At 57.1% G+C, this 26742-nt stretch carries 18 protein-coding genes and 3 pseudogenes; 6 read left to right on the top strand and 15 right to left on the bottom strand.

What is annotated here, in order from left to right; translation table 11 throughout:
- Positions 1–615: 615 nt before the first annotated feature.
- The 12 genes and pseudogenes from AC5ZGW_RS21865 to AC5ZGW_RS21810 form a co-directional block, all read right to left on the bottom strand.
- Entirely contained in the window at positions 616–3435 is a 2820-nt protein-coding gene (locus tag AC5ZGW_RS21865; RefSeq protein ID WP_130223550.1) for a hypothetical protein, read from the bottom strand.
- A gap of 1013 nt (positions 3436–4448) precedes the next feature.
- Positions 4449–5940 (bottom strand): annotated as a pseudogene (tnpC, locus tag AC5ZGW_RS21860) (IS66 family transposase); the annotation flags it as partial.
- Positions 5941–6065: 125 nt separating this feature from the next.
- Complete coding sequence (gene tnpB, locus AC5ZGW_RS21855) at positions 6066–6239, bottom strand: IS66 family insertion sequence element accessory protein TnpB (protein WP_245474539.1); 174 nt, start codon at positions 6237–6239, stop codon at positions 6066–6068.
- Between the two features lie 124 nt (positions 6240–6363).
- On the bottom strand, positions 6364–6492 hold the full coding sequence (locus tag AC5ZGW_RS21850) for a hypothetical protein (protein WP_283813243.1): 129 nt from the start codon (positions 6490–6492) through the stop codon (positions 6364–6366).
- A gap of 64 nt (positions 6493–6556) precedes the next feature.
- A pseudogene (locus AC5ZGW_RS21845) lies at positions 6557–6682 on the bottom strand (transposase); the annotation flags it as partial.
- A 704-nt stretch (positions 6683–7386) separates the two neighbouring features.
- Positions 7387–11076: a glycosyltransferase gene (locus AC5ZGW_RS21840; protein ID WP_207230948.1), complete on the bottom strand. Its 3690-nt coding sequence runs from the start codon at positions 11074–11076 to the stop codon at positions 7387–7389.
- Positions 11077–11181: 105 nt separating this feature from the next.
- Entirely contained in the window at positions 11182–12507 is a 1326-nt protein-coding gene (locus tag AC5ZGW_RS21835) for an FkbM family methyltransferase (protein ID WP_207230949.1), read from the bottom strand.
- A 205-nt stretch (positions 12508–12712) separates the two neighbouring features.
- Entirely contained in the window at positions 12713–13468 is a 756-nt protein-coding gene (locus AC5ZGW_RS21830) for an ABC transporter ATP-binding protein (protein ID WP_130223556.1), read from the bottom strand.
- 4 nt (positions 13469–13472) lie between these two features.
- Positions 13473–14282 (bottom strand): ABC transporter permease, encoded by an 810-nt coding sequence (locus AC5ZGW_RS21825; protein WP_130223715.1) that lies wholly within the window; start codon positions 14280–14282, stop codon positions 13473–13475.
- A 286-nt stretch (positions 14283–14568) separates the two neighbouring features.
- Positions 14569–15603 (bottom strand): GDP-mannose 4,6-dehydratase, encoded by a 1035-nt coding sequence (locus tag AC5ZGW_RS21820; RefSeq protein ID WP_130223558.1) that lies wholly within the window; start codon positions 15601–15603, stop codon positions 14569–14571.
- A gap of 104 nt (positions 15604–15707) precedes the next feature.
- A complete protein-coding gene (gmd, locus tag AC5ZGW_RS21815) occupies positions 15708–16799 on the bottom strand; it encodes a GDP-mannose 4,6-dehydratase (RefSeq protein WP_130223560.1) in 1092 nt (363 codons plus the stop codon).
- 501 nt (positions 16800–17300) lie between these two features.
- Positions 17301–17537 carry a hypothetical protein gene (locus AC5ZGW_RS21810; RefSeq protein WP_130223562.1) on the bottom strand — a complete coding sequence of 79 codons (237 nt, stop codon included), beginning with the start codon at positions 17535–17537 and terminating at the stop codon, positions 17301–17303.
- A gap of 296 nt (positions 17538–17833) precedes the next feature.
- On the opposite strand from AC5ZGW_RS21810, the gene AC5ZGW_RS21805 reads away from it, so the two are divergent.
- Positions 17834–18988, top strand: a complete 1155-nt coding sequence (locus AC5ZGW_RS21805; RefSeq protein ID WP_130223564.1) for a glycosyltransferase — start codon at positions 17834–17836, stop codon at positions 18986–18988.
- 417 nt (positions 18989–19405) lie between these two features.
- Here AC5ZGW_RS21805 and AC5ZGW_RS21800 read toward each other — a convergent pair whose 3' ends face one another.
- Positions 19406–20659 carry an O-antigen ligase family protein gene (locus AC5ZGW_RS21800; protein ID WP_130223566.1) on the bottom strand — a complete coding sequence of 418 codons (1254 nt, stop codon included), beginning with the start codon at positions 20657–20659 and terminating at the stop codon, positions 19406–19408.
- Entirely contained in the window at positions 20652–20891 is a 240-nt protein-coding gene (locus AC5ZGW_RS21795; protein WP_130223568.1) for a hypothetical protein, read from the bottom strand. The genes AC5ZGW_RS21800 and AC5ZGW_RS21795 overlap by 8 nt, the downstream gene beginning before the upstream one ends.
- 91 nt (positions 20892–20982) lie before the next feature.
- Between AC5ZGW_RS21795 and AC5ZGW_RS21790 the strand changes: the two are divergent.
- A pseudogene (locus tag AC5ZGW_RS21790) lies at positions 20983–21402 on the top strand (transposase); the annotation flags it as partial.
- An 18-nt stretch (positions 21403–21420) separates the two neighbouring features.
- On the opposite strand, the gene AC5ZGW_RS21785 reads toward AC5ZGW_RS21790, so the two are convergent.
- Positions 21421–22389 carry an NAD-dependent epimerase/dehydratase family protein gene (locus tag AC5ZGW_RS21785; protein WP_130223570.1) on the bottom strand — a complete coding sequence of 323 codons (969 nt, stop codon included), beginning with the start codon at positions 22387–22389 and terminating at the stop codon, positions 21421–21423.
- Between the two features lie 671 nt (positions 22390–23060).
- Here AC5ZGW_RS21785 and AC5ZGW_RS21780 point away from each other — a divergent pair.
- The 4 genes from AC5ZGW_RS21780 to AC5ZGW_RS21765 all read left to right on the top strand — a co-directional run bounded on the left by AC5ZGW_RS21780 (position 23061) and on the right by AC5ZGW_RS21765 (position 26691).
- On the top strand, positions 23061–24239 hold the full coding sequence (locus tag AC5ZGW_RS21780; RefSeq protein WP_130223572.1) for a CgeB family protein: 1179 nt from the start codon (positions 23061–23063) through the stop codon (positions 24237–24239).
- A gap of 117 nt (positions 24240–24356) precedes the next feature.
- Positions 24357–24803 carry a cupin domain-containing protein gene (locus AC5ZGW_RS21775; protein ID WP_130223574.1) on the top strand — a complete coding sequence of 149 codons (447 nt, stop codon included), beginning with the start codon at positions 24357–24359 and terminating at the stop codon, positions 24801–24803.
- Complete coding sequence (locus AC5ZGW_RS21770) at positions 24800–25921, top strand: DegT/DnrJ/EryC1/StrS family aminotransferase (RefSeq protein ID WP_130223576.1); 1122 nt, start codon at positions 24800–24802, stop codon at positions 25919–25921. Before AC5ZGW_RS21775 ends, AC5ZGW_RS21770 begins: the two co-directional genes overlap by 4 nt.
- Positions 25918–26691, top strand: a complete 774-nt coding sequence (locus tag AC5ZGW_RS21765) for a class I SAM-dependent DNA methyltransferase (RefSeq protein WP_130223578.1) — start codon at positions 25918–25920, stop codon at positions 26689–26691. Before AC5ZGW_RS21770 ends, AC5ZGW_RS21765 begins: the two co-directional genes overlap by 4 nt.
- Positions 26692–26742: the final 51 nt, after the last annotated feature.

Raw genomic sequence — 26742 nt, 5'->3', positions numbered from 1 at the left:
TTGCTCCACCCGCGCCACTTGGCGTACAAAAACCCGAGACTCTAACCGCGGCTGGATGAAAATTCAGTGGCAGGTCAGATGCCACCAAATAGTTTTTATTTTGTTTAGATCGCGCGAAAACACGATGTCGTCGACACAACCATTCTTCAACATATTTTCATGCAAGAATGTCCGAGCCTCCACCACTGTCTTCACAGACACCGGCCTCCTGGTGGAGCGGTCGCAATAGACGAATACTTGGACAAAAGTAGCCTGGCCGTTCTCACCACCGGCACCGGCAGCAAGATGGTACTTCGGGCAGCGGTTTAAAACAGCAGTTTTCTTCAGGCACTCATAAGCAGCTTTCGAAGGCTCCAACCATACGACAGTGCTGTCGGGGCAGATTATCGCCATAATGTCCGTGGTAGCGCCTATGTCGATCGACACAAAACCGAGGCGAGCGGCGGCTTCAAAAACGCGGCTGAAGATTTCAGTCTCGCCGCCACCGCAGCAAGGTCACCTGAATAGAAGTCGCCAATAAGTCAGATTGTTGCAGTTTGTTGCCAATGCGACGCGTAATGCATCGAATATCTTCCAGGCGGGTCGCTAGAAACAACGCGAAACGGCAGTAGACGATCATACCCGCCTCAAAGGCTCGCGTACCGTCGGTGCGTCAGACCGGACAAATCTGCCAGCGATCCCTGTCAAAAAAGCCGCCGCAATGACCAGCAGCGAGACAAGACTGATTTGCGCACCTAGCTTTAGACTTGCGGATTCCAGAATCAAAGTCACCTCACTAACACCGGCCGGCACGACGACGCCTTGAAATGCCCCATTGGAACGATACGTCTGCACCTTTTCTCCATTTACATAGCCTACCCAACCTGGGTGGTATGCACGACTTAGAAAGAGAAATGAGCGACTCGGAGCAGTTACGCGTAGGGCAACACGCACACTTTCCTCTGACAACAGTTCAACTTTGCCTCTTGGGCCGGCAGGAGCCGCATCCACCTTCGGAGCTACGCCTTCGACTATCGCGACAGCATTCGGGTCAAATGGCTGCCCGTCGGGAAATACACCGCTGCGCACCGTCATCGCGGCGATTTCCGTTGATGTCGATAGTAAGTTTCCAACAAGCCAAGCGAGCTCACCGCGATCTTTTTGGAATTCCGCAACTGACAAGTCTTCACTTACGCCATGAATGGTTCCGGAACTTCCCAATTTTAACGCTGCAGGGTTCAGTGGATATATCGCACCGTTCTCAGTATTGATGAGTTCGATTTTCTGCACGTTCAGAATTCCGCCGTGACGTCCTAGGAAATTCAGCGCGAGCCGCCGCACTTCGACTTCGCCGCCTCCGGCGAGCGATAGATTCGCCTCATATGAATGGCCACTAAAGCCACCCGCCTGGAATGAACTCTTGATTGGCGCTCGCGCATGCTGGACTATTTGTAGGACATCGGGGCGGTCATGTGCCCATTCTGATGTGTCACGTCCAGCAACGAGAGAAATCTTGCCGCTTTCTTTCCCGTCTGTGGCGTCAATGATCAGCACCGGATCACCGTCGGGACGACCGATAGAGCACGACATGTTTGAGATTACTCTGATTGCCGTTGCCCGCACCGGGACAGGAAGGTCAAAATCCAGGACGGCGTCACCTGCCTTCGCTGCACATGACCCGAATTTGAGATTGGCAGATGGACGACGACCGAAGACTATGTGAGTTATCCCAAGCACACGCCGGAGACTTGCGCTTGGGATCTCGTGGATGGAACCTGTCGTGTCAATTCCCGTCGCCTCCTGATAGGCCTTCGGCTCCAACGGGCCATAACCACTGGCTGATCGGATCCCGTAAAGAAGGTTTATATTCGGCTGAAAGGCTTCATGAGCGAACGCTTCGGGCATCGCCAAGAGGCGACCGTTTGCATTGGACAGATCTTCTCGCAGACTAGGCCAATCCGTAAAAGCCTGCTTTTGAATCGGCGAAAACCGCCATTCACCGTACCACCCGAACTGACTGACATCGAGAACCACCGCGGCAACTACCAAGCTCGGCATGAGGTATCGACCGCTCATCCTCTTCCACAGCAAGAGAAGGCAAATCATTGCGACAAGCGAGATTAGCGGCGGTAGAATGGTTGCTTCAATCATGGCCCACGGGCTCACTCCTGCGTCGCGAAGCGCTTGTTGCCACTGCTTCGAACAAAGAGTTGCCACCCCCGCCGCAATGGCGAAGCTAAGAGCCACCTTAGCGGCCAAAATGATATGACGGGTGGTTACTTGGCCACGCTGGAGGCAATCAATCGCCATGCCGGCCAAAACGGAGATTGCGAAAGTAAAAGCTATTGCGCTTCGTGCTGCAGCGCGAAAGCTGCCAATAACGGGTATCTTATAGACGAAGTGCCCGAGTCCGTTTTGGCCCACCGTAGCCAACAGCAAGGAAAGGGCCGCTGCACCAAGCCAAAAAAGGGCGCCGTCATTACGCTGCCGCGCCAGTATCGCGCTCGCGGCAAGGAATAGAGCTCCTAGGCCCGCATAAGTTGCGAGTTCGGTCTGATTCCACGCTCCAAAGTAATTTGTGGGGTTACCCAACCCGCCACCGTAGAGATATGGGAAAAAGATCGTGGCGATCTGCCGAAGCGGCAACGAATACGTTACGAACTCTCCATAGCTCCACTCGGTAGTCCTTGCGCTAAGGCCGCTGAACTCTAGGAACGGCAGAAGCTGGACAGCGCACGCTGACACACCTACCACAACCATGCCTACGTAAACGCAAGCTAGTCTAAAAACGGCGATCATGCCTTCTGAGGAGGCGAACCAGAGATTTCGGACGGCCATGCCTCCGGCCAAGATCATAGCGTAGACGAAAATCTGAGGGTGCCCGCCCAAGAGGCACAGCGCGACCGCTAGGGCGCCAATGGCAAATCGGGTCGCGGTCCTGCGGTGGGAAAGGGCGTCGATAGTCCATGCGATAAGCGGCAGCCACGCAGCCGTCTGAACAACAGATGCATGGCCAAGATGGCCCACCATAAAACTACCGGTACCATAGATTGCGCCTGCTATCAGCGCAGCAGCAGTCGATCCAGTTTTCCAGTAAATGTAGCCGAAGCTGAATGAACCTGCGGCTACGTAAGCAAAGATCATGAATGTGTTGTAGTCGCGGAAAATCCACCGTGGCGGGTACCAAAGGAAAAACTGGGGATCGGCAAAGACCGGATAACCTGCAAGGATGTTCGGTTCCCAAAGCTGCCAAGGAATTGAAATGGCTGGATAGTAGGAGAGGTAGCCGTCGCCAGGCGCAAGTATCCTGCCCTCCATAAGTGCCGGCGAGAAGAACAAGATATACAAGAGCGCGTAAAAAAGCGGTGCAAGCAAAACCGGCAGATGCGCGGCGAACGCCGGCCGGCCAAACGTGCTAAGAAATAAAGTTCTGGTCATCGCACTGACCTGCAACAAGGCATTTCCTGTACCCGGTTCTGGCGTTTAACCGCCGAATCCATCGACTCATGCCCGAACAACGAGAATGATGCCAGCCAAAAATCAAGACCATCCCCCAAGCCCCACGAGCGACAGTGTTTCTCCCCGGATCTGGTCGTACAAGACCCAGATCGAAGCTATGGTCCGTCGCCCGCGCCGGATGTCGACCGCGACGTCATCATGGCCGAAGAGGACTGGCAGACGCGCGTCTTATCGAGGAACTCATAGGCAAGGTCGAGATCGCCATTGTTCCGACAAGTGGGCAATGGGACTTCATTATCTGTCCGGCGGATCTGATTCTGTTCGGCGATTCGCGGAGTCCCACAAAGACGTCAGGGATCTTACTCGAGTTCTATTATCACGCCATCGAGCACCGCCCGAGCACGGTGGCCTGATGGTGCGCACGCAGCTCACCGATCTCAAGGGCGTCCAATCGTGGCGTCGCCGATCAACCTTACGAGCGCGCAATAGCAAGCCGAATCTAAACTCCCGGTGGCGACCCATGATTGTGGCGGGCAGTTGATCAAATGCAATCGCGGCTAAGCGTTTGAACTTGAGTGGGTGCACTCAGAATTGAACTGTAAACCCCTGATTAGGAGTCAGAGCTTTTGGGTCAGCGAATAGCTGAGAGTCGTCGCTCATCCTGTCTTTCCGGTCCCCAAGGGATTGATAACTTGCCAGTCTTGAACGGGCGCGTTGTAATGGGCGATGCCCCTCGCGTCGCAAACTCAACGCTGCGTACAACACCATTCGCCATTCCATCTCGTCCAAGGTCCGCGCATAAACGACGTAGAATTATGTTTCAACACTTTACCGGACACCATTGGCCGGAAACCCGACCCGAGCGGACTAGCGCATCACATCGCTCTGATGGCTGCCAATCATGGGCCGCGAGACGTCTTGAAGTCGATGACATCTAGCCAAGAATATCTTTCAAAGTCGGCAAGATCGTAAGCGCTGTTTTCAGGCCACAGCTTTGAGTTCGTGACGGAATAGGCCCACGGAAGCAACTGATCGATGTCGCTACTCAGATGACCATTGACGATCCGGGTGAGCGCGTGCGTCCGTCAGGTGGCAAGCGGATCGACGTCGCTCAGCTTACAGGTTTCGACCAGGGATGCGATGATGGCCCAATGCTCGGCACCACCACAACCGTCAGAGCCTGCGAACAGCGCATTTTTCCGGTTCAGCGTGATCGGACGGATCGAGCGCTCGACGGCGTTGTTGTCGAGCTCGATACGGCCATCTTCGATGAAGCGCGTCAGGCTCTCCCAGCGTAAGAGCGCATGGCGGATGGCGTCGGCCAACTTGCCCTTTTGGCTGATCCGCGCGAGCTTTGCGCGGAGCCATGCTCGAAGGCTTCGACCAGCGGCCCGCTTTTCTGTTGCCGAACGAGACGGCGCTCCTCGGCGCTGCGGCCACGAATGTCCTTTTCGACGCCATAGAACGGGCGATGCGCTTGAGCGCCTCGGTCGCAATGGGCGCACGACCGGGTGTGGCATGTTCGTAAAAGTTACGCCGCATATGCGACCAGCAGAATGCAAGCTGAACCTCGCCACGCTCGGCGAGCTTGCCATAGCCAGCATAGCCATCGACCTGCAGGATTCCCTTGAAGCCTGCCAGATGGGCGATTGGTCGGTCGGCTTTGCGATCAGGGGCATAAACATAGGCCACGTCCGGCGGATCGGCGCTGCCCCATGGTTGGTCGTCCGCCGCATAGGCCCAGAGCTGACCGGTCTTGGTGCGCCGGCGGCCGGGATCGAGCACCGGCATCGTCGTCTCATCGGCGAACAGCTTTGGCCGTTGCCTGAGCTTGCCGAGGAGACGGTCATGCAGCGGACGCAGGTGGAAGGCAGCCTGTCCTACCCACTACGCCAGCGTCGAACGATCGAGCTCAATGCCTTGGCGGGCGTAAATCTGCGCCTGCCGGTAGAGCGGCAGGTGATCGGCACATTTGGAGACCAGCACCCGGGCGAGTAGCCTCGGTTGGCAGTCCGCCTTCGATGAGCCGGGTTGGGCCGGCGCTTGTATGACACCGTCCTCGCAAGCCCGGCAGGCGTATTTGGCACGCCGGGTCGAGGATCGGGAGCTGCGCCGGGACAGGTCCAGCCGCTCGCTTCCTCGCCGATCCGGTGCAACTCACGCTGGCAGTAGGGACAGGTCTTGTCCTCGATGTCGACGACAATCTCGATCCGCGGTAGATGCGTTGGTAAGGCACCAAGGTTGCCGTGGCGCTTGGGACCCCGCGCCTCACGGCCTTTAGGTGCGCTGACGTCCTGCGCCTTTCGCTGTACGCGGCGACCTGCTCGACATCTTCCAGACCCAGCAGCATCTGATCTTCAGGCAGCGTTTCCGCCCGCCGGCCAAACCGATGTCGCTGCAATTCCTTGATGATCTGACGCAGCCGTTCGCGCTCGCACTGTTCAGCAAGCAGCATCGCTTCAGCGTCTCGGGATCGTCAGGAATGGCGTCCTTCACACCCAAATCAGAGCATATTCGCCGCCATCTGACGACGCGTTCGACGCTCCTGATTCACTTCGCCGCAGCACTGCCAACAGCTATTCGGGCTGCGCTGGCGCCGGCGTCTCCCGTGCCTCGTGCTCAAGCCGCTAGTCGAGTCCTTCCAGCAGCGCCGACAATTGCGCCGCTGACAGGCGCATCACACCGTCCTCGATCTTCGGCCAGCGGAAGATCCCATCCGCAAGCCTCCTGGCGAACAGGCACAGGCCCGTTCCATCCCAAAACACCAGCTTAATCCGGTCCGCCCGCTTGGCCCGGAACAAATAGACAGCTCCCGAGAATGGATCTGCCCGCATGCTCTCGCACTGGGCTCGCAAGGCCCTCCATGCCCTTGCGGAGGTCTACCGGTTTGGTCACACCATCACCGGTCCGCACCCGACGGGCCGATCACCGGCTCGCCTTTGCCTGGACAATCGACGCAATCATCGTCGTATCCGCGCCACGACCGGCGCGGATCGTGACGCCGTCGATTTCGATCTCGATGATCCCGGCATCCAGCTTGCGCTTGCAACGCACCGGTTTGCGTTCCAGGCCAAGAGCGGGCCGGCACCACGGCATCCACCACCGCCGGCACAAACTGTACTTCTTCCGCCTCGGTATGACCGACCGCGGCTTCTCTCAACTGACGTCGCCAGCCAAACAACTGCTGCGGCGACAATCCATGCCGTCGGACCACCGAACAGACCGAGTCGCCACTCGCTACGATCTCCGCAACGATCCGCGCCTTGTCCTCGTCGCTCCACTTCCGCCGACGCCGGCTCCGGTGAAGACCTCAAGCCGCCGCGCCGGCTCCGTGATAGCAGTATGCACTGCGTCCGTTCTAAGCCTAACGGTCCAAACCAAGACGATTCCAACATCCACCACAACCACCTGTCTGGACTGAGAACAGTTCGAACGGAGCGGGTAAAACATCGCGGCTTGACGACGTGCTATCCAATGTCGGGCGCACGACTTCCTAGAGCCCGACATTCAAGGCTTCCAAGATCCCGCTCTTCTAGGCGCGCAACAAGTTTGCAGAGTACCAACGTCGTTCACTGCGAGGTCGAGTTTGTGCCGATCTCGGCACCTACACGTGAACGCCGCGTGTACAATCGGAGATGCACGCTTCTGCCCGCTGACGGCAGATCAGCAACGTACCGGACGCACCAGCTGTGAATTCGGCCCGAGACTGTCGGGCACAAGGGCACTCGGCTTCCGCAGCTTCCGACCGAACAACCAGAATAAGTGAGTGAGTTGAATCACTTGCGCCATCGAACGCCAAACCGCTCGGCACTAGACTAGCGACGAAATCCGAAAGTCCGTCCACATGGCGCAGATTCTCCGTTTGAGAACCACAAGTCGCCAGTGAACTTCATCGGAAGTGAATCAGACTCCAAAACTGACCCTCGCAACCAATTTTTGCAGGCCGATTCACGGCCATGTCTTGTACCTCACCTCTCCGAAGAGAGCCGCCCTGAGTTGATCGACACTGTCGGCCCAGCTCAGCCATGGCATGCCTTCGGACCTGCGGTGACAGTCGCGGTCATAGAGTGCCAACCAGTTAACGATCGACTGGGCGAGGTCTGAGGGCTCCTTGCCGCTGAAATAGTCGGCGTGGTCGCCAGCAACTTCGCGGAACACGGGAATATCGCGCGCAAGAATTGGAATTTTGTGGCGCGCCGCCTCGATCAGCGGCAGCCCGAACCCCTCCCCTTCCGAGGCTGCAATCAGGCAGCAGGACGCGCCATAGATCTTTTCGAGATATTCGTCGCTTATGCCCTCCAACCAGAACAGGCGCTTGCCAAGTTCGGGATGGGAGCGCAGCTTCCTAACCAACTCAGGAATTGTACGTTGCTGGTTCGGCGGCAGGTGCTTCCACCCTTCCGCGCCTACAATTACCAGCTTGACGTCTTTCCCTTCCCGCCACAGCTGATCAAAAGCTTCCAGCGTCTGTGAGTAGCCCTTCCTGGGCTCGATAGTTCCCACCATCAGGAAACTTGGCCGAGCGGAGAGGGCTGCAAGCGTCTCCCCAGCTTGATGGGGCAGCCCTTTAGTCGCAACGCTCCTCTCGAAATCGGAGCCTAAATGGAACCATTGGATCCTCAGAGGCCGCTTGCGCTCGATGCGGTTTGCATCCAGCCAATCGGCCACTTCGTCCGCGATAGAACGGGAAATACAGATCAGGTTATCGGCGTAGGTACCCAAGACGGACAGCCAGCGAGCATGGAGGTCCGCCGCACCATCGGGAAATGCATGTGGCAGCAGAATCGGAAGCAGATCGTAGACAACGAAGTTGACCGCGACTCCTTGTCGGCGCAGATCGGCGTAGAACTCAGAGTTGGCGAGCACAAGATAATGCTGGAGATCGAGACCCAGAAACACATCACCGCGTCGGACTTCGACGGGCGCATCTTCCAGCAGGTCCGTCGGACACCCCAGGAACCGTGAGGTAAAACTTCGGGCATACCGGTATCCGGACCGGCCGGAGGTTGCGTAAATGGGTTCTACGCGAAAACCTTGCGCCGCATCGTCTAGAAAAGCTTTCAGGACGCTGCGCGAGACGCGCTCGATACCCGTCTTGAGATCGTGCTGGGCCAAACCGGAAATGTCGAGCAGCAGCTGTCGCCGATCCGATCGCACCGGCAAATTGCGATTCATTGCTCGCGCGAGCGAGAGCCAGTCCTCTTCGTCTGCATGTGTGGGATTAATCGCGGCCGCTGCTGCGAACGCTCTTTGCTTCAGTGCCTCGTAGCCCTCGGACTGAAAGTGCTCGATGGCCTCGCGGTATTGGTCGGCTAAGAGACGGGGGGAATGGTACGTCTGCACATAAGACCGAGCATGCTCCCCCAACGCTCGTCTTTGTTTGGGCTCTGTCCGCAACGACTCCACTGCGCCGACCAGTTCCTCATTGGTGAATTCATCCGGTAACATGAGCACACTGCTTTCCGGCAGTTCGGCGAGGGACCCATGCCGGTTCACAATCGTTGGCAATGCATTCGCCATGCAATCGAAAACGGCAGCGGAGGTTTCTCCACGTGAGAGGGTACGCAGCTGTGCTGCTGCGTCGGCTGCCTGAAGATACTGTCGGTAAGTCTCATCAGTAGCGAAGCCAGTGACTTTGATGCGATCACGGAAGGGCGAAGAAGCAATGGTCCGGCCAAATTCTACCCCGTATTCTTTGCCGTCTGTCGCGCCCACGAAAACGAGATGACAGTTCGGATCGCGTGCGAGCTTGCTTTGCAACCAGGCTTCCAACAGGCGGCGATTGAGCTTGGTTGGGGCGATCATGCCAAACGAACACAGCACGAAGTCATCGTCATCAAATCCGAGGACACTTCGGGCAATGTGACGGATATTGCGCTGCGGCAGACGCCGCGCGAACGGGATGACTTTCCAATCGCTGGGAAGAGCGTCTCCATACCAGTTTCGTGCCAACTGCCGCGAATGCTCGCTATGGACAATGGTCCCATATGCGTTCTGCAGTACCGTGAGATTGACTGGGTATTTGGCGACGGCATCTCTCAAGTCGTCGTCCCCAGGCGGGCGCTCATTCACTGCGGAGTAGCCGTGAGAAGAATAAAGCAGTCTCGTCCAAAAGCCCTTCCAATTTAGATGGCGCTCCAGGTGGAAAGCAACTGAGCTAAGAAAGAAGTCATGCAGCACGACCGTGCCAGGAAAGCGCTCCAACAAGTCGAACATATGCTTGTGAAACGGCGAGTTGCCGAAGTGATACAGGATACGGTCGTAGCTCGGAGCGTTATCCGCAAACCAGGCCGGTTCGCGAACTGGGCAGTTCGCGATGACCTCCAGGTCACTTACTTTGGGCTGATCTACGATCACGTCAATGTCATAGTGGCGGGCCAGCTCCGGTATCAGCTCTGCGCTGTAATCCGCTATCCCGCTCTGCTCGGGAGGCAACGGAGAAACATAAGCAAGGCGTGGGCGCTTCCCAGACTCTGCAATGGTGAAGCGCCGCTCAGAAGCCTTCATCTCCTCGTTGTGCTCTTCAAAAGCAGCCCAGGCGCGGCGGGCGCTTTCTCCCCAACTGAACTTTGAGGCTTGTTCCAGGCCGTGCTTCTTGAGGCTTTTTCGGTAATCGGGATCTGTCAACGTCTGATCGAGACGCGCCGCGATATCTTGCTCGTCGAACGGATCGAACAGCGCGTCGGCCCGGCCGATCACTTCCGGAATGCTTGACCGATTGGAGCCGATGACGGCCGCGCCGCATTGCATGGCTTCGAGGGCGGGCAAGCCAAAGCCTTCCTGCAGCGATGGAAAGCAGAAGACGGTACAGAGATTGTACAGCGCTACGAGATCATCGTCGCAGACAAATGGCGCAATGACCAGCTCGTCGGGGCCGAGACCTTGCCGCTGAGCTTCCTGCTTGAGTGTGGCAACTTCAAAATCTACTGCAGGACAAACAACCAGAAGCTGGTGTTGTTGCCGCAGACTGGCCGGAAGGCTGCTGTAGGCCGAGAACAACCGGGCCAAATTCTTTCTCGGATCTGTGGCGCCGGTATACATCACGAACGGACGAACGAGGCCATAACGCCGACGTATGGCGTGTTCGCGATCTTTGGTCAGGTCGATCGCACGAAACTGTGCATCCGCCGCCGTCGAAATATTGACGACCTTATCAGTCGGCAAATTCAACAGATCAATCCCCTCGCGACGGGAAGACTCCGAAATAGCCAGCCACAGACCTGCACGGCGCATGCTGCCGAGCTTATTGTAATACCATGTCCGCATCGCCTGTTCGGGAAGATAGTCATCCTGGTGGACAAGAGGAATGAGATCAAACAGCGTGACCGCGGTTTTATGGCCGTCTGCAAAAGAGTCGACCGAAGCCACAGTATCATCGAAATAGCCGTCAAAGAGACTGGAAACATGCACAATGTCCGGCCTCAGACTGGAGAGAAAAGCCTCGCGCAGGATTTCGCCGGTTCGCCGGCGCCAGTCATTGGTTCGATGGTTTCCACTGACGGGTGTGGGCGTCTGCCAGACCACGATCCGGTCCTGTGGGACCAACCCGTCGAAAGCCGCTCGCAACGGCTCGACCGTATCGGGAAAAGCGTCATTCAATGCAAGCCAGACTTCATGGGCGCCAGCTTGTTTCGCCATGGCCTGCCCGAGCGCCAACGAGTAACGGCCTATACCCCTGTGTCTGCTACGGGACTGTGCGCCCTGCAGGTCTATAACTAGTTTCATTCTACTACCTGCTCCGCACTAGCGGTTATCAAGCTCATGCCGGCGTGCTAGCCTGATCTGCCGGTATACACGCTGGACTCCACAGGGCTCGCCGCTGACGTCCAGTTCTCGGCTTTTGAAATACTGAGAGGAATCAGTTCGATCTCGCGTCCACCCGAAGGTGGAAGGCGCGGGAAGTAGTTCCGGATCGTTGTGAACGACGGCCTGCAGCCGGATTCGCACCGCGGGAAAACGCCTCAAGATCGATCGTGCCCCATTTGCAAGGTAAGGCCGACCCTTGACGTACCCGGCCAACCCGGTAACGGCGCGCTGCGCCACACGGCGTGGGCGTGAGCCGGACTTCAGAGTCACCCACGCACGGACGCCGTGCGCAAGCGATCTCGATCGGGCACCGAAGCGCCCCGCCGCTGAAACGCCGTTCTTTACGCCGCGCAGAGGTGCGGTGATCTTCCAGGAGGTTGAAGCATGGACCGCGGCGAGATGGTCTTCTAGCACTGTCCTGGCGGCTCGCTCTCCGGCGAGGCTAGCTTCCACTGCGGCTTTGGCACCTTTCTCTTCGGCAAGAACAGCTTCGAGCGCTACCTTGGCATTTTGTGATTCACTGAGCTTTGACCGCAACCCAGCAGCTTCGGCGTTGATCTTGTGACAGAATGGCGCCGAAGCTGTCCCGCTCAAGGCAAAATCGTCAAAAAAATTCGGACCCGGCCCGAAACTGTTCGTGAGCTCTGGATGTTCGACACTCACATAGAAGCGGTTCAGCCCGTCGAAGTAACAAAGTTCGTAGCCAAGCTTCAACAGCTTGGGCTCCCATAGTCCATGATTCGATTCAGGTGAATTTGGCTTGGTGCTTTCGACCACGACGATCCACGGTCGCGCCCCGGATGGGACCCAGCTTTCTATTGCCTGGTCCTCCATACCCTCTACGTCGATTTTCAACCAATGGATTTTCTGATCCTTGTAAGAATCCAAAATTGCGGAGAGTGGCTGCGACGGCTTGGTTACTTGCTTGACAGTACGGCCTTGAACCTCATGCTTCCGGGCTATCTCTTCTTCTCCCGTGCTCAGGCCGGTATCTGGTATCTCGAAGAATACGATCTCACCTGCCTCCCGGCTGATCGCGGACTGGATCACCACTTCGTCCGGACGCGCCTGGCGCAGTTTGTCTGCATAGCCGTCGTTTGGCTCGACGTGAACACCCCGCCAGCCCCGCTCATAAAAAGCGAGGCTTACTGAGTCGATCACTGGATCCTGCGCGCCTATGTCAATATAGAAGCCGCGCTCGACGTGCTTAAGTGCACGCCACAGGATAACGTCCTCGAAATTCTGCGCGTATGAGATGAACATTAAAGCTTCCTGTTCCGTGCAGTGTTTCGGCTGATCAGAAGCATCGCCCCTGCCTATCATGAGTAAGGAAGCTCGCTACGATCAGGCCGTCGCCGGTGTAGCATTTGCCCACAGCCGCTAACGGCAAGCGCTGTTCGCTTCATTGTCCTTAGCAATCCGCGTTCCGTCATGAAGAAGCGGTGACAAGCGCCCGATCAAAGGCGTCTCAGATTGCCGACGCTCGGTAACTTTCAATTACACTCGCAATCTCGCCAAATGACCGAATCTGGCCTTGCTGTAGCCAAAGCCCCTTATTGCACCACCTGCGGCAGACCTCGAGATTATGTGACGCCAGCACGAGAACGCTCGCCTTCTGAACAAAAGAGTCGATACGCGCTTGCGCTCTGTCCATGAAATGCGCATCCCCCGCGAGAATCCACTCGTCCATCAGAAGAATCTCCGGCTCGAAACAGGTGGCGACGGCGAAGGTAAGTCGCAGCGTCATGCCCGACGAATAGGTTCGCACGGGCATGTCGAGGTAGTCGCCAAGTTCCGTGAATTCCGCGATACCGGGTAACAGCTGATCAATCTCGCCCGACGATAATCCTAGCAGCAGGCCGCGCAAGCGGATATTGTCATACCCACTCAGATCGGCATCAATGCCCAGCCCGATGTCAAACATCGGGGAGATGCGCCCGTGCACGGTTACAATGCCCGCCATGGGCTCGTAAATGCCCGCCATCACCCGCAGCAACGTGGTCTTGCCAGCACCGTTCGCTCCAATCAGCGCAAGTCGATCACCGCTATCAAGCGAAAAGGACACATCGCGCAGCGCATCGATCGTGATCCGATCGTTAGCGTCACGGGCGATACGGCCCGCGGAGCCACGAGACAACAGGCTTTTCTTCAGCGACCGCGAGCCGCCATGGTAGACTGGAAACGAAACGCTGACGTGATCAAGGCCGAGAACGGGTAGCGACATCAACTCAGACCCAGTAGGAGATACGCGCCCGGAAGCGGACGAAAAATGCGGCGGCCAGCAGAAAGTTGGCTGCCGTGATAAGGATTACGGCTCCATAGTTGACGGCAGAAGGCATCTGCCCCAGCATCGGCGCACGAACCAATTCGACGATATGATAGAATGGATTCAAGTTCATCAGAACAGAGTTGCCCCCGAGCAATTCTGGCTTCCACATGATCGGCGTCAAAAAGAAAAGGATCTGCACCACACTGGCAACAATCTGAGGAATGTCACGAAAGCGCGCGGAAACCATACCGAGATAAAGACTGGTGAGCGCGCCGTTGAGTACTACCAAGAGAAATCCCGGAATAGCAAATAGAGCGGTGCCACCCGGCCAGATCTGGAAATAGAGCAGGATGCCAAAATAGATGACAAAGTTGTGCGCGAAAATGATGATTTTGGCCCAGATGAACCGATAGACGTAGACGGAATACGGGAGTCGGATCTGCTTGATGTAGGATTCCGCCCCCGTAAACAAAGTTCCCGCTTCGGTCAGCATGGAGCTGATGAAGCCCCAGACAAGCAATCCCACGCAAAGAAACGGCATGAAATCGTGCAGCGCGATCTTGAAGATCTGCGCATAGATGACCCCCAGCGCTACCACCATGATCGCCATACTGGCGGTGAGCCAAAGTGGGCCGAGCAGCGAGCGCCGGTAGCGTTGCAGAATATCGTTCCATCCGAGCTTGCCCCAGAGCGGCCACAGCGCGGCGCCATCGATGACGTCGTTGATCGCAAGATGCAATTGCCCTTGCCTCTGCCCGCATACGATCATGGACTTCGCCATCTCAGGGTGCGATCTACCATCGCTCATTTGCTTCGATAAAGTGGTCACGGAACGAAACTCCGCTCATCGGCTTCCGATGCCAATCGTCTGTGTCCGCCGCAGAGAAAATGATTGGTTCTATTCGGCGTGGGCGCGGACCAGGATAACTGTTTCGAAGCCGGCCCGCCGGAACCTCGCCAACAATCGCAATGACGTGCTGGAATTCCGCCGTGGAGGTCGCGCCTATAGAACTTATAGCCGTGAAGAACACGCATCGAGACACTCATCCGCACGATCAGATTCGCTTCGTAACGGAATTGCGAGATCGCTCTAACGCGATGTCATCCCGAACTCTCTTGACCTGCATCTCGACCATTGTCGAGACGAGCTCCGGGAAGGTGACTTTCGGATGCCAGTTGAAAACGGACCGGAGCTTCGCCGGGTCCGCATGCGTATAGTGACTGTCCGTCTTTCGAATCAGTTTTGGATCGACACTGACGTAATCGGTCCAGTCCAGCCCGACCGACCGGAAGGCGAGCTCGCAAAACTCCTGGATTGAGTGATCTTCGCCGGTGCCGATCACATAATCGTCGGCCGTCGGATGTTGCAGAACCATGTGCATGACTTCGGCGTAATCGCCGGCAAACCCGAAGTCGCGCCGTACGCCCAGGTCCCCGAGCAGAAGCTTACCATCGGAGAGGATAGGACGGCCGCGCTCATCGAGTTCTGGTGTATCTTTCAGCCCGCACGCCGCGGCCGCGGCCGCGTAGGCGATCTTCTGCGACACGAATGACAGCGGTCGGTAAGGGCTCTCGTGATTGAACAGGATACCCGAGCAGGCATGAAGGCCATACTGCTTCCGATAGGCACCGATAATACGATGGCCGTAGAGCTTCGCGACAGCATAAGGCGATTTCGGCACACAATGGGTCTGCTCATTTTGACGCTCGCTGAAGCCGTCGCCAAAGATATCTGACGACGATGCTTGGAACAGACGGCAGTCCGGCTTATGTTTCAGTAACAACTCACAGATGTTTTGCGGCAAGAAGGCGTTAACATCCGCGGTTTCTCGTGGAAACTGCCATGACATGATCGGTCGGGATACCGCAGCGAGATTGTAGATCTCGTCCGGCCGCGTGTCCACGATGAGCTGCTCAAGAAACGCACTGCTCGTGAGATCGCCGATATGCCACCGGACTCCGTCAGCCGCGCCGGGCGGCGGTGCTCGCCTCGACTGTGCATGAACGACATAGCGATTGGCCAGGAGCAGGTCTACGAGATAGCGGCCGTCCTGTCCGGTCGCGCCAGTTACCAATGCGATTTTCGCCAACGACTCGTCCCCATCCGCTCGTGTTAGTTCCTTGGCCTGCCCTCTCCAGCTTGCGCGCGTTGCGATCACAAAGCCGGCCCCACCTCAGCGAACTGAGTCCATTCTTACTCGTGGTAATTGAAGTGGCTGTAGCCGTGCTGTTTGACGAGCTCATCGCGCCGTGCGGACTTCAAATCCTCCTGCATCATCTCCCTCACCAGATGCGAAAACGATGTCGACGGTGACCAGTCGAGCTTGCGCTTGGCCTTGGAGGGATCACCGAGCAGCGTCTCGACTTCGGCCGGCCGGAAGTAGCGCGGATCAACCTGGACGATGCACTTGCCGGTCGCGGCATCATAACCTTTCTCGTCGACGCCGGCACCTTGCCAGCGAATCGAGATGCCGACTTCCTCAGCAGCGACCTCGACGAATTCGCGGACCGAATGCTGCTCGCCAGTGGCGATCACGTAATCCTCCGGGTCCTTCTGCTGCAGCATGAGCCACTGCATCTCCACGTAATCACGAGCGTGTCCCCAGTCGCGAAGCGCATTAAGGTTACCGAGATAGACTTTCTCCTGTAGCCCGAGCTTGATGCGCGCCAACGCGCGGGTGATCTTGCGGGTGACAAACGTCTCGCCGCGGATCGGCGATTCATGATTGAAGAGAATGCCGTTGCAGGCGTAGAAGCCGTAGGCCTCGCGATAGTTCACGGTGATCCAATAGGCATAGAGCTTCGCGACGGCATAGGGTGAGCGCGGATAGAACGGAGTGGTTTCCTTCTGCGGTACCTCCTGAACCAGTCCATAAAGCTCCGAGGTCGAGGCTTGGTAGAAGCGCGTCTTCTTTTGCAGCCCGAGAATGCGAATCGCCTCTAACAGGCGGAGGGCCCCCAGCGCGTCGGAGTTGGCCGTGTATTCCGGCTCCTCGAACGACACGGCCACGTGACTCTGCGCCGCAAGGTTGTAGATCTCGTCGGGCTGAACCTGCTGTACAATGCGAATGAGGTTCGACGAATCGGTCAAATCTCCATGATGCAGCGTGAAGTCATGACCTTTTTCATGCAGGTCATGATAGAGGTGATCAATGCGGTCGGTATTGAATAGCGAGGTTCGCCGCTTGATGCCATGCACGCTGTAGCCTTTAGAGAGCAACAGCTCTGCGAGGTAAGCTCCGTCTTGTCCCGTGACGCCGGTGATCAGGGCGGTTTTCTTAGACATTCAGGTTTCAGTCCCTGGTTATAAAATGGAATGTGATCTTCCGCGCACCGGTGGAGGCATAGGCCCGAAACGACGTCCGGTGCCAGCTCGAAGCATTAGCTGGTGCAGCGAGCATTTACAATTCCCCGCGGTGGGGGCACCTCTTTAATCGAGTCAGCTTGCGAACTTCGCTCTAAAGCGGATAGGAATTTCTCATATTTCAGAAGATACCGGTGGGGTGGCCCCTTTTGCCACAAAGTGGGCGAAAAAGCGGCCGAATTGAGTCAACCGACGCCGGTATCGCGAGGCCGCCCCGCAGCAGGTCTACCAGACCTCACCACGGTTGAAGCTGAGAGTTACCCGCGAGCCCGCTGAGCCGAAAATCAAGTGAGACTTGAGCACCGCGAGCGGACGCAAAAGTGCTTTCTTCCGCCAATGACGCTTCAGGTAGTCGATGCTGGCTTGTTCACGTAGGCGAACAAGGGTCACTGTCTCTGGTGGGAGCCGACAGCGCTGCGAGAGTTAGAAGTAGTGCAACGGACTTTTGACCCGCACTGTGATGCCGTTCATTTCGAACTCATCGTACAAGGACAGACGAGCCAACCGGTTCGGCTCAGCTTCAATCATCTCGCGCCGAACCGCTTTTTCGCATTGCATCCCGCCATGGGCGTTCCTGAAATTCAATACGAGCGCAAAGCCCTCCTCGGGAATGGCGTTTGTCGCAAGCCAGCGCTTCACCATGAGTGTCAACTCGTCCATTTCTCCCTCCCGACTTACTGATCTCTTTTTCGCGTACGGGTCCCCCATGCGGATCACTCCGGCCCGGCGCCGCGCGGTTTTCGGCGAGGCCCCTTGCTATGATCCGAGCCGACGCCAACAAAATTCGCTACGTAAGTCTAGCACCCCAGTTGAATTACGTATAAAATAGACAGGAATTCGTAGAAAAGACCTCCATTCCTCTGGCGTGAAGATCGGGAAGGACAGCCGCGTCTGTTTACGACCGACCGTACCCTCAGTTTGCTAGGTCCACAGCATATGTACCACAGCTCGGACCAATGACGATTGAGCCGCTCAAAATTCTCCACACCTACAAGGTATATCGCGGCGACCTTGAGGGCGGAGTGCCCTCCGTAATCTCGGTTCTAAGTCGCGAGTCCAGAGAGTCGATTGACAATCGCGTGCTCGTCGCCCGTACGCGCGGCCGCTTTCGGCGCGAGACCATCGATGGCACGCCCGTAGAGGCTGTGGGATCCCTGGGCACATTGTTTTCGACGCCTTTAGCGCCGAGCTATCCTTTTGCCCTTCGTCGTCGCGCACTCGATTTCGATATCGTGGTTCACCATGCACCGTTTCCGCTCGCCGATCTTGCAATTTCGCGACTTTCGAGCCGTGTAGGCCTCGTCGTGTTTTGGCACGCTGACATCACAACCTATCCTCAGCTGCTAATGCTTCTCGCTCCCGCAATCACCCGGACCTTGGATCGCGCGGATCGGATTATCGTTGCCGATCAGTCATCAATAGACAATTCTCGCTTTCTCCAGCCGTTCAGAGCAAAATGCGTCGTTGCGCCCTACGGTATCGACATCGACTATTGGTCATGCTGCTCATCTCAGGAGAAAACAAAGGCGGACGAGTTGAGACGGAAGTACCCCAGATTGATCCTCGCTCTGGGGCGGTTGGTTCCCTACAAAGGATTTGCTGTACTGATTGAGGCCCTCAAGGCGGTCGAGGGACAATTGGTGCTCATCGGAGAAGGAGCCCTTCGAAGCGAGCTCGAAAAGATGGCCGCTAACTCCGGGGTTTCTGATCGTGTCACGTTTCTCGGAACCATTAGTGACAGCGAAGTAAAGTCATACTTGCATGCCGCGCAAGTTCTCGCGTTCCCTTCGGTAACGCAGGCCGAAGCCTTCGGGCTGGTTCAGTTGCAAGCGATGGCAGCCGGATTAGCTATTATAAATACGACCTTGCCTACCGCGGTGCCGCATATCGCAAGACACAATTTAGAAGCCCTGACAATTGCGCCGAATGATCCCAGCGCGCTGGCTTCAGCGCTAACTGAAGTCCTCCGAGATCCCTCGCTCGCTTCACGGTTAGGCCAGTCAGGAAGGAGGCGCGCCAAAGACCTCTACGACCAAAAGACATTCATGCGCCGTGTGAAGAGTATCTATTTCGATGTTCTAGGACGAAGTGAACCCAATTTAGTCCGTTAAGCCGCGACGATCCGCCTATTGTCTTGTTCGAGCTATCGCGGAGATTCCTCCGATCAAGTTCCGTACCAAAGTATCGCTGTGTGCATGTGGCGGATCTTTCGGATCGGATGCAACCGAAGCACTCCTACCAATGTTCGGCGAATAGCTCTGGATGCACGAGCGCGGCACCAATGCGAAGATCACGCCGTAGGGTACGGAGTTGTTCGCCTTGAAATGCACGCGCTGCGAGGACCACCCTGACCCTCCATCAGAAGGCGATGCCTGCTCGTGCGGTGGCGCCGGCACGCGCTGCCCGGCCTGCAATGTGACTGCCACGCATTGTAAAGCCGGTGATCTGAATTAGGAAATTAGCTGCAGCCCAATTGATCGACAGTACCGTCAGCATCAGATGCAGCAATAATAGCGCTGCGAACGCAGCTAGCCGATCTCATGACATTTGCCCCCTAGCGGGCCTTGGCTAGAACTTGATCGGTAATGCTCCTTGATATTGACCGCCCACCCCATAAAGGCGAACAAGGCGAAGTCACGGCTTATTCTGCCGTGTACCATGGCGATTGCAACCGCCAACGCAAAGCTACACACCACAAACCGCGCGCTTTCGTCTCTGCATGCTAGCCGCAATAGCGGCAACCCGGCGACCGCAACCAGAGCCGATAAGATGACACCGCCAAGCCAACCAAACTCTACCGCTGCTTGCAGAAAAGAATTGTGGACCTGGAAAATGTCAATACACTCAAGTTTAGGAAAGCTATCGAGCCCAAATCCGATGGGGCCGGAACGCTGCGCAAAGTATAAACTGTCAGCCAGCAATATTTTGCGGACGGCAATCGAATCCGCTTTGTTGACATCTAAATTACAGCTAGCCGTCATGTTCTGGTTGGTATCACCTCCACCTGCTCCTTCAACGACGGCTGCAGTAGATTTCGCCGCGATTGTTAATTGAACCGGCGGAGCGGTTAAGACCGCGGCGCAAACGGTCAGTATAACCGCGACCACATAGGCTCGCTGTTTGGACGTCGAAAGAATGGCCACCAAAATTAGACTGCCTACCAGCGCAATGAACAAAGCTCGCACCATGGATGCCGAGAATATGGTTAGCGGCACGAAGATCAAAGCACAGATGCAAAAAGTGCTACGCAATGTTAATCGCCTACTTGTCAGCGCAACCACCACGAAGCACATCGCGGAAAAGAATTGGGTCGGTGCATCGGCAAATCCGATCACGAAGGGATGGCCACCCGCGCTGTATCTGGAGCCGGTAGCTAGGCTATAGCCGGTCAGTATCGTGCCGACAACGACGATGGCGCTTACAAACCATACGAAATCGTTACGAACCTCTTCGACCCTTGAAAAAGGAATCATGCGAAAGGCCGGATAGGTCGCTAGCACCAACAACAACAGAGCGTATTCTTTGGGGCTACTGGTCCGCCCGTTCACAGCCATCGAGGCAGCGATCACCAACAGGAAGGCGCCGAATAAGTAGTCGGCGGGCATAACGACGATTCGCCGAAAGCTCAGGAAAAATATAACAGCGATTGAAAGTGAGAACACCGCACCGCTAAAAAACGCATTACCGGCAGTACCAATGCTACCATAGACGATGACGAAAATAGCGTTAGCACTGATCAGAGCGCTCAAAGCAGCGCCGATGAACCAGCTGGTGTTAATCACTTTGCTTTTTCCACCGAACGCGAAGGATGAAGGATACAAAGACAATAAGGGCGGTCAAATTGACGATCAATCCCATAGTGTCCGGCTCTAAATCCATAGTTGCCCCAATCTCTGGGAGACCCTTCTTTACCGGAATTAGCAGCAAGACCACAGAAGCATTTTGGCGGAATAGGCGCGCGCGAATCGTCCTGCAACTCAATCGGGTCGCGTAGCTGCCAAATCGATCGGTCATTTCGCTCTCCTTTTTGTTGGTTTACGGCCCGCAACCTAGCGAATGCCTGCGATCTCTTTCGGATTGTATCCGTTGGACAAAGCCCAGGCGCACCAAGACACACTTGGCCGTTCTCGATTTGGGCGGTCCGGTGCGGTTCACGCTCACCGCAGGACAGAAGGGTGATGCACCCCGTGCTGCCGCGTTGATTGAGGGATTACCCGCCGAGGTCGTCATGGCCGACACAGCCTATGACGCCGATCACCAGCGCCAAGCCATGTCTGCCAAAGGCGCGCCCGCTGTTACACCCAACAACCCGTTACGCGCGGTCATATATTTCACTCGACAAACATCTCTAAGCCAAGCGCCAACTGATGGAATGTAGCTTCTCAAAACTCAAGCAGCTCCGCCGCGTCGCCACCCACTTCAAAAAAACGCCCAAAATTACCCCACCGTCGTCACTTTTGCTGCAACCTTATCGATGCGATCAGTGTCCACGCCACTTAATCCTTACGCCCGGCAGCGCTGCTGATGGCGCAGTTATTCCTGCTCACACGTCGGCTGTTCGAACCGCAATGGAAAGCCCTTCGTCCATAGTAAGCTCTTGCTGCCAGTCGGTCGCTGTTAGCTTTGATAGATCAACTTCCAGGCCGCCAATCAGGCTGTCACGGATTCGAGGCCTGCCACTTGCGCGCAGCAGGAGTTCCAGCGCTTTGCGCGGAGCTGGAAAAAGCCGCGCCTTTCTGTCCATCGCCCGTGCCAGCCTAAAAATGAATTCCGGTGTTGAGACCTGCTCTTTGTCGGCCACCAAAAATACATCGAAAGGCTTTTCGTTGCGCGTAAGCCTGTTTGCGATGAAGGAGGCCAAATTCTGCACACCCACGAAGGCACGTCGATTATGAACCGCGCCGAACGGGAGTGGAGTTCCCGAGCGGACCGCTTTGACCAAGAGATGGAAATTGCCCAAAGCCCCTGGTCCGTAGACTAGTGGCGGCCGGACGACGGTGAGGCTCATCGGCAAATCCGAAGACAATTGCTTCAATCCAAGCTCAGCCTCTGCTTTTGAGACCCCGTAGACCCCCCGCGGTGCGAGTTCATCAGTTTCTCGAAACGGAGCGCGTTCATCGGTGCAACTCCCATGAACCAGCATGGTACTTACAAAGACAAACCGCTTGACACCTGCCTTTGCAGCAGATCGAGCGAGCTGTAACGTACCTTCAACATTGATCGTTCGGTAAACGTCTATCGCGCTCTCTTCGTTGACCTGGTGTACGCGCGCCGCCAGATGAACCACGGCCTGTACTCCGGTCAGCGCCTCCGACCAGTCGGTCGAAGGTCCGATCGATCCAACAACGACTTCATCATCAATGGATGACCTGGAACTTCGGACGGCACGCCGAACCGTCCAGCCTGCTCGTGACAGTACAGGGGTTAGGTGACGGCCGACGAAACCATTTGCTCCCGTTACCAGTACAATTGGCCGAGAGGCAATTGCCGGTGTGGATTTCTCATCAAGCATAACCATCCAGTTAGCTACAGAACGCTACTTGCGGCCCCTGCGAACTTTGCCGAAGACAGCCTCGAAAGGCTCCGGCCTTTTCACCGCGAGTTCCGTGCTCGAGTCGGACCGTTGCGGTCGGCAAGCCACAGAATCGGCCAATTCAATGAAATTTCCAAAAACATGACAAAGCAGCGGGCCTACAACCTTGGGTTAGGCAGCCATCACTATCCCGAACTCGGCGTAAGCACAATAGTACCAGTCCATCGTCGCCCCGGTATTTTTCGCGCACGGTATCTGCAGCCGCCAGGTTGTTCAACAGACTCGGCTCCAACTTTCTCGCGAATCTGCCGAACGTGAGCGGTTTCGCCGAGCCGTCAATTCTCTAATTGTAGAAGCGGTCCCATCGAAGGCTTGGCCGCCAAAATGAAAGCTGGCGGCAGTTCGCTGCCGCGCAGGGCTGATGCGGATAGAGCTCTCAGCTTGTCTGCCGGGCGCTGAATGAAGCTGCCAAATGTGGTTAGCCATTAGCTCGCAGGCGCAGTCATCGCTATAAGCAGGCAAGAACGCGGCCAAGCGAGAGTTATCACTTGAGGTCGGCGTATAATGACCCATGCGTGGTTAGGCAAACGGCAAGACCGCGCTTAGAAGTTTGGCAGAGATACAGCTAGAGATCGCGAATCTGAGAAACCATGCGGATACTCGTCCTCAATGCGGATTATCCGCGCTTCCTCGCTTGGCTCTATCGCAAGCAGCCCGATCTTGAGAATAGACCCTACGCCGCGCAAATGGCGGCGCGCAATGCCAGCCTATTCGGGGTCGCCGACTTCTACTCGAGGAATTTCAACGGCTGGGGTCATTCCGCGGCGGAAATCCACGTCAACAACTCCTGGATGCAGGCAGCCTGGGCGCGGGAGCACGGCATGGCCGTGGCAGTCACCGAGCCGGCCATGGGCGCCAGCAACCGACTTCCTGCGTGGCTATTGCAAGCGGTCGCGCCGTTCAAGCCGATGTTGCGGCCGTTCGCCCGGAAAATTGGGCTCAGCCCCAAGCTCGATGCGCAGGCGGAAAAAATCCTGCTCGCCCAAATCGAGGATTTCAGGCCGGATCTGGTGCTGAACCAAGACACGTTTCACATCGATACTGCGCTGATGCGGCGCATCAAGGGAATCGGCAAGCCTAAACTCGTTGGCCAGATCGGGATTTCACCGACCCACGGCGAGGATTGGCGGGTCTATGACCTCTTGATCTCGCAACTGACAGCCACGGTCGAGTTCTTCCGAGGCCACGGCGTCCGTGCCGAAGTGAGCCACCTCGCCTTCGAGCCCACCGTAAACGATGCGTTACCTCCCGCACCGGCACTGGACATCGACATCTCCTTCGTCGGCACCGTCTCGGCCGATCATCGGCAGCGAATCGCGCTATTGGAGGCAGTTGCCGCGCGTTACGATCTCAAGTTGTTCGGCAACATCGCGCCGGGCCTCCCCGCCTCCTCTCCCCTGCATCGCTGCTTTCAGGGCGAGGCCTGGGGCGCGGAGATGTATCAGGCGCTACGGCGATCTCGCATCACGCTGAACTCCCACATCGACATGGCCGGCCAGGAGGCCGGAAATGTGCGGCTATTCGAAGCGACCGGCGTCGGCACGTTTCTGCTCACCGACTTCAAGGACAATCTGCACACGCTGTTCGATCTTGACCACGAAGTCGTGGCGTGGCGCTCGATCGACGACTGCCTCGAAAAGATTGAACAATATCTCGCGGACAATGCGGCACGAAAGGAAATTGCTGCTGCCGGTCAGCGCCGCACGCTGAAGGCGCATAATTACCGCGAACGAATCCGCGCAATCCTGGCCGCCGTCGAAAATTCGTGACCACTCCGGCGCGACGGGATGGACGGAATATTTCCTTGACGCCGGGGGGCAAAGCAGCCACATTGCCCTCAAAATAGCCGCTTTGCGGTTGATTTTACTCACCTTTTTGGTCAACCGATGGATAGCGTCGAACACTGTCGCTTTAACGATCAGCTCTACGCGATCATCGTTCGCGCCTCGTTTCGGGAACCGGGAATCACGTTTTTCTCCACGCCCGAATTGTCGCAGCAGCTTGCCTATATGAGCCACCCCAAGGGCAAGAGCATTGCGCCGCATCGGCACAACAAGGTGACGCGCGAGGTTCACTACACCCAGGAAGTGCTGGTGATCCAGAAAGGCAAGCTGCAGGTCGACTTCTACACCGAGAGCGAAGAATATCTGGAGAGCCGCGTGCTCTCGGCCGGGGACATCATTCTTCTGTGCAGCGGTGCGCACGGATTCGAGGTGCTGGAACCGCTCGAGATGATTGAAATCAAGCAGGGCCCCTACGCGGGCGAAGGCGACAAGACGCGCTTCCCCGAGGCGCCAGCGGCTGTGAGGCGGATCAAGGGTCCGGTTGCGTGACGCAGGATTTCGTTCCAGTCAACACGCCGCTCCTCAACGGAAACGAAGCTGAGTATCTGGCCGAGTGCGTTCGCACCGGATGGATATCCTCCGAAGGTCCGTTCATTCCGCGCTTTGAGTCGACCATGGCCGAGATCGCGGGACGCCGTCACGGCGTTGCCGTCACCAACGGATCCGTTGCGCTCGATATTGCCGTTCACGCGCTTTCGCTCGAGCCGGGTAGCGAAGTCATCATCCCGACGTTTACAATCATCAGCTGCGCATCCGCAGTGATCCGCGCCGGACTTGTTCCCGTCGTGGTCGATTGTGATCCGAACACATGGAATATGACCGCGGACGCAGTGGAAGCAGCGATCACGCCAAAGACCAGCGCGATCATGGTGGTGCATATCTACGGCCTGCCAGTCGATCTCGACCCGATCCTGGAGCTGGCGCGCAAGCATGACCTTCGCGTGATCGAGGACGCTGCCGAGATGCACGGCCAGACCTACCGCGGCCGGTCCTGCGGCAGTTTTGGAGACGTGAGCACGTTCAGCTTCTATCCGAACAAGCACGTCACGACGGGCGAAGGCGGCATGATCCTGACCGATGATGCGCAGCTCGCCGACCGGCTGCGCAGCCTCCGCAATCTCTGTTTCAAGCCTGAGCAGCGCTTTGTCCATGATGAGCTTGGATGGAACGCGCGCATGACCAACTTGCAGGCCGCACTCGGCGTCGCCCAGACCGAGCGGCTTGGCGAGATGATCGACATCAAGCGCCGAATCGGCCGGCGCTATGACGAGCTCCTGGAAGGGCTCGATCTGATCCAGCGCCCTGTCCCGCGGACCAATTACGCTGACAACATCTATTGGGTGTACGGCGTCGTCCTGAAAGACGAGGTCGAGTTCGACGCCAAGGAAGCGATGCGGCGGCTTGCCGGCAAGGGTATCGGCACCCGCCCCTTCTTTTGGTGCATGCACGAACAACCCGTCCTGCGCAGGGCCGGCCTGTTCGCGCGCGCCTCGCATCCTCACGCGGAGCGGATCGCGCGCCGCGGCTTCTATCTCCCGAGCGGCCTTGCCTTGACGGACGACCAGATCGTGCGATCCGCACACGCATTAAAGGAGATCCTCGCTTGAGCGCCTTCGAACGCTACGCGCCGTGGTACGACCTCCTTTACCAGGACAAGGATTATGCCGCGGAAGCATCCTTTGTGGACGCGCAGCTCCGTCACCATGGCGCGACGCCCGGCACGTTGCTCGATCTAGGTTGTGGCACCGGCGTATACGCCCATGAGTTCGCGCGCAGCGGATGGACCGTCACCGGTGTCGACATCAGCGCAGACATGATCCGCCGGGCCGAGGCGCGCACGAGCGACGGCTCGGAACGCGTTCGATTCCGGCAGGGCGACGTCTGTGAATCCGGTCCGGAGCGCGATTTCGACGCCGCGGTCGCCCTGTTCCATGTGGCGAGCTACCAGACCAGCCGGGCGAGACTTCAGAATATGCTGGCGAGTGCAGCTATTGCGCTCAAGCCGGGCGGCATTCTCCTGTTCGACTATTGGTATGGCGGCGCAGTGCTCGCGCAAGGCGTTGAAACCCGTATCAAGGTCGTAGAGCGCCCGCCACTGCGCGTCACCCGGATCGCGCAATCCAACCACAATGAGGCCAGCGCGACCGTTCAGGTGAACTATACGCTGTTTTGCGAGGACGTTGCGCAATCGACGATCCATCGGATCGACGAAGCACACCACCTCCGCTACTGGTTTCCGTTCGAGGTCGAGGCGCTTCTCGATGCGACCGGCTTCGAGCCAGTCGGTCACTACGCGTGGTTGTCGACGACCAGCCCGCCGAACTCGCGGGACTGGGCGGCCTATTCCATCGCCAGAAAAAAGACGGTTCAACCGTGAAGCAGTTTCACGTTGGCGTCGTGCTGGAGTTGCCGCTCGAGGTCGACGGCG

Source organism: Bradyrhizobium sp. Crot121 (assembly GCF_059512385.1).
Note: the sequence above shows the minus strand (reverse complement) of the source record. Positions and strands in the feature narration are given on the sequence as shown.